We start from the raw sequence: 7,916 nt of genomic DNA on the forward strand, positions 1-7,916 counted from the left end.
GCCCCCCCCCGGGGCGCGCCGTCTCCCCCCACAACCACACCGGTGGGGCGCCCCGCCGATCCGGCGGGGCCCCACTCACGTCCTGCTACGACACAGCGTCAGCGCCGGTGCTGGGAATCAGCCACCGTCACCTCGACCCGCTGGAACTCCTTGAGCTCGCTGTACCCGGTCGTCGCCATGGCCCGCTTGAGCGCGCCGAAGATGTTCATCGAGCCGTCCGGCGTGGACGAGGGCCCGGTCAGGACCTCCTCCGTGGTGCCGACGGTGCCGAGGTCGACCTTCTTGCCGCGCGGCACGTCCTCGTGGACGGCCTCCATGCCCCAGTGGTGGCCGCGGCCGGGCGCGTCGGTGGCGCGGGCCAGCGGGGAGCCCATCATGACGGCGTCGGCGCCGCAGGCGATGGCCTTGGGCAGGTCGCCGGACCAGCCCACGCCGCCGTCGGCGATGACGTGCACGTACCGGCCGCCGGACTCGTCCATGTAGTCGCGGCGCGCGGCGGCGACGTCGGCGACGGCGGTGGCCATCGGGACCTGGATGCCCAGCACGTTGCGCGTGGTGTGCGCGGCGCCGCCGCCGAAGCCGACGAGGACGCCCGCGGCGCCGGTCCGCATGAGGTGCAGGGCGGCGGTGTACGTGGCGCAGCCGCCGACGATCACCGGCACGTCCAGCTCGTAGATGAACTGCTTGAGGTTGAGCGGCTCGGCGGCGCCGGAGACGTGCTCGGCGGAGACGGTGGTGCCGCGGATGACGAAGATGTCGACGCCCGCGTCCACGACCGCCTTGGAGAACTCGGCGGTGCGCTGCGGGGAGAGCGCGGCGGCGGTGACGACGCCGGAGTCGCGGACCTCCTTGATGCGCTGCCCGATCAGGTCGGCCTGGATCGGGGCGGCGTAGATCTCCTGGAGGCGGCGGGTCGCGGTCTCGGCGTCCAGCTCGCGGATCTCGTCGAGCAGCGGCTCGGGGTCCTCGTACCGGGTCCACAGACCTTCGAGGTTGAGGACGCCGAGGCCGCCCAGCTCGCCGATGCGGATCGCGGTCTGCGGCGAGACGACGGAGTCCATGGGGGCGGCCAGGAACGGCAGCTCGAAGCGGTAGGCGTCGATCTGCCAGGCGATCGAGACCTCCTTCGGGTCGCGGGTGCGCCGGCTCGGTACGACGGCGATGTCGTCGAAGGCGTACGCGCGGCGGCCGCGCTTGCCGCGCCCGATCTCGATCTCAGTCACGTGATGTGGGCCTTTCCCTCTTGGTCTGCGTGTTCCAGTATCCCCGACACACGGGTGAGGGGCGGCCCCGGCAATGCGGGACCGCCCCTCACTCGTGCGCGGCTGTTACTTGCGGCTGTAGTTCGGCGCCTCGACCGTCATCTGGATGTCGTGCGGGTGGCTCTCCTTGAGGCCCGCGGACGTGATGCGGACGAAGCGGCCCTTGCTCTCCATCTCGTCGATGGTGGCCGCGCCGACGTAGCCCATGGTCTGGCGCAGGCCGCCGACGAGCTGGTGCAGCACGTTGGCGAGCGGGCCGCGGTAGGGCACCTGGCCCTCGATGCCCTCGGGCACGAGCTTGTCGTCGGAGGCGACCTCGGCCTGGAAGTACCGGTCCTTGGAGTAGGAGCGGCCCTGGCCGCGGGACTGCATGGCGCCGAGCGAGCCCATGCCGCGGTAGGACTTGAACTGCTTGCCGTTGATGAACTGCAGCTCGCCCGGGGACTCCTCGCAGCCCGCGAGCAGCGAGCCGAGCATCACCGAGTCGGCACCGGCGGCGAGCGCCTTGCCGATGTCGCCGGAGTACTGCAGACCGCCGTCGCCGATGACCGGGACACCGGCCGCGCGGGCGGCGACCGCCGCCTCGTAGATCGCCGTGACCTGCGGGACGCCGATGCCGGCGACCACGCGGGTGGTGCAGATCGAGCCCGGTCCCACGCCGACCTTGACGCCGTCGACACCGGCGTCGATGAGCGCCTGAGCGCCGTCGCGCGTGGCGACGTTGCCGCCGATGACGTCGACGGAGACGCTGGACTTGATCTTCGACATCCAGCTCAGCGCGTTGCTGTTGTGGCCGTGCGAGGTGTCGACGATGAGGAAGTCGACCCCGGCACCGGCCAGCGCCTGGGCGCGCTCAAGCGCCTCGGGGCTCGCGCCCACGGCGGCGCCGACGAGCAGACGGCCCTCGGCGTCCTTCGCCGCGTTCGGGTACTGCTCGGCCTTCTTGAAGTCCTTGACGGTGATGAGGCCCTTGAGGACACCCGCGTCGTCGACGAGCGGCAGCTTCTCGATCTTGTGGCGGCGCAGCAGCTCCATCGCGTCGACACCGCTTATGCCGACCTTGCCGGTGACGAGCGGCATCGGCGTCATGACCTCGCGGACCTGACGGCCGCGGTCGGACTCGAAGGCCATGTCGCGGTTGGTGACGATGCCGAGCAGCTTGCCCGCCGCGTCGGTCACCGGGACGCCGCTGATCCGGAACTTCGCGCACAGCGCGTCCGCCTCGCCGAGCGTGGCGTCGGGGTGCACGGTGATCGGGTCGGTGACCATGCCGGACTCGGACCGCTTCACCAGGTCGACCTGGTTGACCTGGTCCTCGATCGACAGGTTGCGGTGCAGCACGCCGACGCCGCCCTGGCGGGCCATCGCGATCGCCATGCGCGCCTCGGTGACCTTGTCCATCGCCGCGGAGAGCAGCGGGATGTTCACCCGGACGTTCTTCGAGATGCGGGACGAGGTGTCGACCGCGTTCGGCAGCACTTCCGACGCGCCCGGCAGCAGCAGCACGTCGTCGTAGGTCAGCCCGAGTGTCGCGAATTTCTCGGGCACTCCGTCGACGTTTGCAGTCATGACACCTTCCCCAAATGGCCTTGATCGGTGCGGATGTCCATGCTAACGGGAACAAGGGGTGTCTCATTCCACGAGCAAGATCATCGGCCTTCTTTGTACGTTCCCACGTACGGCGGGAAGGGCTGTGTGCTACTGCTCGGCCAGGGCCCGCAGGCGGCTGAGCGCCCGGTGCTGTGCGACGCGCACGGCCCCGGGTGACATGCCCAACATCTGCCCCGTCTCCTCGGCGGTCAGCCCGACGGCGATCCGCAGCAGCAGCAGCTCCCGCTGATTGTCCGGGAGGTTGGCGAGGAGCTTCTTCGCCCAGGCGGCGTCGCTGCTGAGCAGCGCCCGCTCCTCCGGGCCGAGCGAGTCGTCGGGCCGCTCCGGCATCTCGTCGGACGGCACTGCCGTCGAACCGGGGCCGCGCATGGCCGCGCGCTGAAGGTCGGCGACCTTGTGCGCGGCGATGGCGAAGACGAACGCCTCGAAGGGGCGCCCGGTGTCCTTGTAGCGCGGCAGCGCGAGCAGCACCGCGACACAGACCTCCTGGGCGAGGTCCTCCACGAAGTGCCGCGCGTCCCCCGGGAGCCGGGAGAGGCGGGTGCGGCAGTAGCGGATCGCCAGAGGATGGACGTGTGCGAGCAGATCGTGCGTGGCCTGCTCGTCACCGTCGACGGCGCGGCGGACGAGCGTACCGATGACCCCCTGCGGGGCCGCTGCCTCGTCGTCGCGCATCGGACCATGGTGCCTTGCCGAAGCGCGGTCCGTGACATCGCGGCCTTGGTTGTGCACCGAAGCGTTATGAGCAGGTGCGCCGGAACTCATCTCCTGCGCCCTCCCCTCTCGCTGACCCTGCTCGCCCGAATCGCCGTCCCCGAGGAACTCCACACCTCAAGGATGCGGCATCACGCGCGAAACGCGGGAGCGGCGTTCACCGCGGCCCCGTAAGGGGCGCGGGGAACGGCGCGCTCAGCCACGACGAACCCGCAGGCGGACCGGCCACCGCACCCCAACGGCGCTATCGCACCAGGCCCCATCGAAAGCCGAGCGCCACAGCGTGGGCCCGGTCGGAAGCCCCGAGCTTCTTGAACAAACGCCGCGCGTGCGTCTTCACGGTGTCCTCGGAGAGGAAGAGCTCGCGCCCGATCTCCGCGTTGGACCGCCCGTGGCTCATGCCTTCGAGCACCTGGATCTCGCGCGCGGTGAGGGTGGGCGCGGCACCCATCTCGGCCGAGCGCAGTCTGCGCGGAGCGAGCCGCCACGTGGGGTCGGCGAGCGCCTGCGTCACGGTGGCCCGCAGTTCGGCGCGCGAGGCGTCCTTGTGCAGATAGCCGCGGGCGCCGGCGGCGACGGCGAGCGCCACCCCGTCCAGGTCCTCGGCCACGGTGAGCATGATGATGCGCGCACCAGGGTCGGCGGAGAGCAGCCGCCGGACGGTCTCGACGCCGCCCAGGCCGGGCATGCGTACGTCCATCAGAATCAGGTCCGAGCGGTCGGCGCCCCAGCGGCGGAGGACTTCCTCCCCGTTGGCCGCGGTCGTCACGCGCTCGACGCCGGGCACGGTCGCTACCGCGCGGCGGAGCGCTTCTCGGGCGAGCGGGGAGTCGTCGCAGACGAGGACGGATGTCATGGCCGTCCTCCGCAGCTGATGCGCGTCACCTTGAGCCTCCAGGCTTTGTACGAATCGTCACCTGTGCGGTCGACACTCGCAAACCACCGGACAGATGCCCGAGCGCTTGTTCTTTCAACCGCCTCCGCACTACCAACGACGGTCACTCGAAAGAGTTACGGGTCGGCCGGTCTCGTTCGGCACTCTACGTGAGGGGCCGGACACAGTGGAGGTGCCGCAACGGACCCTCAAGGTTTCATCACAAGCTATGCCCCATTTAGCGGCTTTTCTTTCCTTTTGCTGGTGTCTGTAGCTAGATTCGCAATGAGTCATATTTTCATCTCCTTAGATAGTAGATGTACGGTCAGGCACCGTAACCGCGCCACAACCGGATCGAACCGGCCACAACCGGCTACAAGGGGACAACGCAATGGCAGATTTCTCCCGCCTTCCCGGACCGAACGCTGATCTGTGGGACTGGCAGCTCCTCGCGGCCTGCCGCGGGGTCGACAGCTCGCTCTTCTTCCACCCGGAGGGCGAGCGAGGAGCGGCGCGCAGCGCGCGCGAGAACTCGGCGAAAGAGGTCTGCATGAGGTGCCCGGTGCGCGCGGAGTGCGCAGCTCACGCGCTCCAGGTGCGGGAGCCGTACGGCGTGTGGGGCGGGCTCACCGAGGACGAGCGCGAAGAGCTGATGGGGCGGGCCCGCAACCGGCTCGTCACGGCGTCGGCACCGGGCGGCGGCGGACCCGCGACCGCAGGCCCGGACCACTGAAGGAACGTTTCTGCGCACGCCCGTGCGCGGCCGCGGTCGTCTGTACGGACGCCCGCACGGGCCCGGGTTTCAGCGAGCGGCGGCCATCGCCAGGTGGTCGAGGGTCGCGGCGACCGCCGGAACCTGCGCCAGATCGGGCAGCGTGAGGGCCACGATCTCGCGCCGCACGGGCGGCTCCACCGTCACTGTGCGTGCACCCTTGGGCCGAACGGATTCGATGGCCAGTTCGGGAAGGACGGCAACTCCGAGCCCCGCGCCGACCAGTCCGACCACCGCCGGGTAGTCGTCCGTCGCGAAGTCGATGCGCGGGGCGAACCCGGCGCCCCGGCACACCTCGACGAGCTGGCGGCGGCAGCGCGGGCAGCCAGCGATCCACGGGTCGTCGGCGAACGCGTCGATGGTCACCGAGCCCGCCCCGGCCAGCGGATGCCCCTCGGCGACGAGCCCGACGAGCCGGTCGGCGAGCAGCGGCCGCACCACGAGGTCGTCCCACTCCTCGGCGGGGTGGGCGCCTTCGTACCGAAAGGCGAGCGCCACATCGCAATCGCCCTCCCGCAGCATCTCCACCGAGCGCGGGGGCTCGGCCTCCACCAGGGAGACGCGGGTGCCGGGGTGTTCGGCGCGCAGAGCGGCGAGGGCCGTCGGGACCAGGGTCGAACTGCCGCTGGGGAAGGAGACGAGCCGGACGCGGCCCGCGCGCAGGCCCGCGATCGCGGCGATCTCCTCCTCGGCGGCGGTGAGCCCGGCGAGAATTCCCGCCGCGTGCCGCACCAGCGCCTCCCCCGCCTGCGTCAGCCGCATCTCGCGCCCGGTACGGATCAGCAGCGGCGTACCCGCCGACGCCTCAAGGGCCTTCATCTGCTGGCTGACGGCGGGCTGCGTGCAGCCCAGCTCGCGGGCCGCCGCCGAGAAGGATCCGGTGGCGGCGACGGCGCGCAGGACGCGGAGATGCCGGGCCTCGATCATGGTTCAAGCATAAGCCCTGCTTGGAGCAGGCGCCGAATAATGCGTGGCGCCTTTGATGACGGGTCCCGTACGGTGCGATGCCATGAAGCTTCTGTCGCTGAACCTGGGCCGGCCCAAGGCCGTCGACTACACCGACCAGCCGGACGGCGTGACCGGCATAGACAAGCAGCCGGTCGAGGGCCCGGTCCGGGTCAGCGCGCCGGGACAGAAGGGGACCGGCGCGAGCGGCGTCGCGGGGGACGCCGTCTGCGACACCCGCCACCACGGCGGGAACGACCAGGCGGTGTACGCGTTCGCCCGTGAGGACCTGGACGAGTGGGAGCGCACGCTCGGCCGCACACTCCCCAACGGCTCCTTCGGCGAGAACCTCACCACCGAGGGCGTCGACGTGAGCGGGGCGAAGATCGGCGAACGCTGGCGGATCGGCCCCGACCTGCTCCTGGAGGTCAGCGCCAGCCGTATCCCGTGCAAGACCTTCCAGGGACACCTGGGCGAGAAGGGCTGGGTCAAGCGGTTCACCCAGCGGCAGCGGCCGGGCGCTTACCTGCGGGTGATCGAACCGGGCGAGATCCGCGCGGGCGACCCGATCGAGATAGTGCACCGCCCCGCGCACGAGGTGACGGTGGCCTTCGAGTTCCGCGCGCTGATGACGGAGCGGGAGCTGCTGCCGCGGGTCCTCGCGGCCGGGGACGCGCTGCACGGTGAGGTGGAGCGGACGGCGCGTACGTACGTGGAGAAGTACGGGGCGCGGATGGCGTGAAGGGTGCGGGTGGATCTGCCCGGTGATCACGGGCACCGCGCGCCCCTCACTAACCTTGCTCCATGACTACGGCACTGATCACGGGATCCACCGCGGGCATCGGCGCCGCCTTCGCCCGGCGCCTCGCCGCGGACGGACACAACCTGGTGCTCGTCGCGCGGGACACGAAGCGGCTCCAGGAGCAGGCGACGGAACTCCACGACCGGCACGGCATCGAGGCCGAGGTGCTCACCGCCGACCTCGCCACGGACGACGGCATCACGGCGGTCGAGCAGCGCCTCTCCGACCCGAGGGCCGCGGTCGACCTGCTGGTCAACAACGCCGGTTTCGGCAACAAGGGCCGCTTCCTCGACGTGCCCATGGCCGACGAGCTGACGATGCTGAAGGTGCACTGCGAGGCCGTCCTGCGGCTCACCTCGGCGGCGACCGGAGCCATGCGAGAGCGCGGCCGGGGCGGCGTGATCAACGTGGCGTCGGTCGCGGCGTTCGTGCCGCGCGGCACGTACGGGGCGTCGAAGGCGTGGGTCGTGCAGTTCACGCAGGGCGTGGCCAAGGACCTGGCCGGTACGGGCGTCCGCCTGATGGCGCTCTGCCCCGGCTTCGTCCGCACGGAGTTCCACCAGCGGGCCGGCATGGGCACGGACAACATCCCGAACTGGATGTGGCTCGACGCGGACAAGCTGGTGGCAGCGGCCTTGTCGGACCTCGCCCGCAACAAGTCCCTGTCGATCCCGGACCCCCGCTACAAGGCGCTGATGGGTCTGGTGAAGGTGACGCCGCGCGGCCTGCTGGGCGGGGTCACGTCGCGGACGGGGCGCAAGTACGGGCCGCAGTAGCCGTCCTCGTGCGCGGGCCGGTGGGGGCTGGTCGCGCAGTTCCCCGCGCCCCTGGAGCATGCGGCTTCGCCGCAGCCCCATAGTGCTGAGATGGCGCACGCAGTGCGCATCTCAGGGGCGCGGGGCCGCGGCCGTCGCCCAGTACGCCAATTGGCGCGTG

8 protein-coding genes are annotated in these 7,916 nt (G+C 70.9%); 3 read left to right on the forward strand and 5 right to left on the reverse strand.

Features of this window, described 5'->3' with window-relative positions:
- Positions 1 to 98: 98 nt before the first annotated feature.
- From ABZ877_RS15960 to ABZ877_RS15975, 4 genes are all read right to left on the reverse strand, one after another.
- Positions 99 to 1,223, reverse strand: a complete 1,125-nt coding sequence (locus ABZ877_RS15960; protein WP_361070458.1) for a GuaB3 family IMP dehydrogenase-related protein — start codon at positions 1,221 to 1,223, stop codon at positions 99 to 101.
- Positions 1,224 to 1,328: 105 nt separating this feature from the next.
- Positions 1,329 to 2,831 (reverse strand): IMP dehydrogenase, encoded by a 1,503-nt coding sequence (gene guaB / locus ABZ877_RS15965; RefSeq protein ID WP_361070461.1) that lies wholly within the window; start codon positions 2,829 to 2,831, stop codon positions 1,329 to 1,331.
- A 129-nt stretch (positions 2,832 to 2,960) separates the two neighbouring features.
- Entirely contained in the window at positions 2,961 to 3,548 is a 588-nt protein-coding gene (locus ABZ877_RS15970) for a sigma-70 family RNA polymerase sigma factor (protein ID WP_361070464.1), read from the reverse strand.
- A gap of 283 nt (positions 3,549 to 3,831) precedes the next feature.
- Positions 3,832 to 4,443 carry a response regulator transcription factor gene (locus ABZ877_RS15975; protein WP_003948568.1) on the reverse strand — a complete coding sequence of 204 codons (612 nt, stop codon included), beginning with the start codon at positions 4,441 to 4,443 and terminating at the stop codon, positions 3,832 to 3,834.
- A 409-nt stretch (positions 4,444 to 4,852) separates the two neighbouring features.
- On the opposite strand from ABZ877_RS15975, the gene ABZ877_RS15980 reads away from it, so the two are divergent.
- Positions 4,853 to 5,194: a WhiB family transcriptional regulator gene (locus ABZ877_RS15980; protein WP_361070466.1), complete on the forward strand. Its 342-nt coding sequence runs from the start codon at positions 4,853 to 4,855 to the stop codon at positions 5,192 to 5,194.
- Positions 5,195 to 5,263: 69 nt separating this feature from the next.
- On the opposite strand, the gene ABZ877_RS15985 is transcribed toward ABZ877_RS15980, so the two are convergent.
- Complete coding sequence (locus ABZ877_RS15985) at positions 5,264 to 6,160, reverse strand: LysR family transcriptional regulator (RefSeq protein ID WP_361070469.1); 897 nt, start codon at positions 6,158 to 6,160, stop codon at positions 5,264 to 5,266.
- Positions 6,161 to 6,242: 82 nt separating this feature from the next.
- Here ABZ877_RS15985 and ABZ877_RS15990 point away from each other — a divergent pair, with 82 nt between their 5' ends.
- A complete protein-coding gene (locus tag ABZ877_RS15990) occupies positions 6,243 to 6,920 on the forward strand; it encodes an MOSC domain-containing protein (RefSeq protein WP_361070472.1) in 678 nt (225 codons plus the stop codon).
- 62 nt (positions 6,921 to 6,982) lie between these two features.
- A complete protein-coding gene (locus ABZ877_RS15995; protein ID WP_361070475.1) occupies positions 6,983 to 7,756 on the forward strand; it encodes an SDR family oxidoreductase in 774 nt (257 codons plus the stop codon).
- Positions 7,757 to 7,916: the final 160 nt, after the last annotated feature.

Source organism: Streptomyces sp. NPDC046939 (genome assembly GCF_040644575.1).
Lineage (GTDB): Bacteria > Actinomycetota > Actinomycetes > Streptomycetales > Streptomycetaceae > Streptomyces.

What these genes read in the sequence shown, in the direction of transcription:
- guaB (WP_361070461.1), bottom strand. Translation starts at nt 2,831, where the DNA reads ATGACTGCAAACGTCGACGGAGTGCCCGAGAAATTCGCGACACTCGGG.
- ABZ877_RS15970 (WP_361070464.1), bottom strand. Translation starts at nt 3,548, where the DNA reads ATGCGCGACGACGAGGCAGCGGCCCCGCAGGGGGTCATCGGTACGCTC.
- ABZ877_RS15975 (WP_003948568.1), bottom strand. Translation starts at nt 4,443, where the DNA reads ATGACATCCGTCCTCGTCTGCGACGACTCCCCGCTCGCCCGAGAAGCG.
- ABZ877_RS15980 (WP_361070466.1), top strand. Translation starts at nt 4,853, where the DNA reads ATGGCAGATTTCTCCCGCCTTCCCGGACCGAACGCTGATCTGTGGGAC.
- ABZ877_RS15985 (WP_361070469.1), bottom strand. Translation starts at nt 6,160, where the DNA reads ATGATCGAGGCCCGGCATCTCCGCGTCCTGCGCGCCGTCGCCGCCACC.
- ABZ877_RS15990 (WP_361070472.1), top strand. Translation starts at nt 6,243, where the DNA reads ATGAAGCTTCTGTCGCTGAACCTGGGCCGGCCCAAGGCCGTCGACTAC.
- ABZ877_RS15995 (WP_361070475.1), top strand. Translation starts at nt 6,983, where the DNA reads ATGACTACGGCACTGATCACGGGATCCACCGCGGGCATCGGCGCCGCC.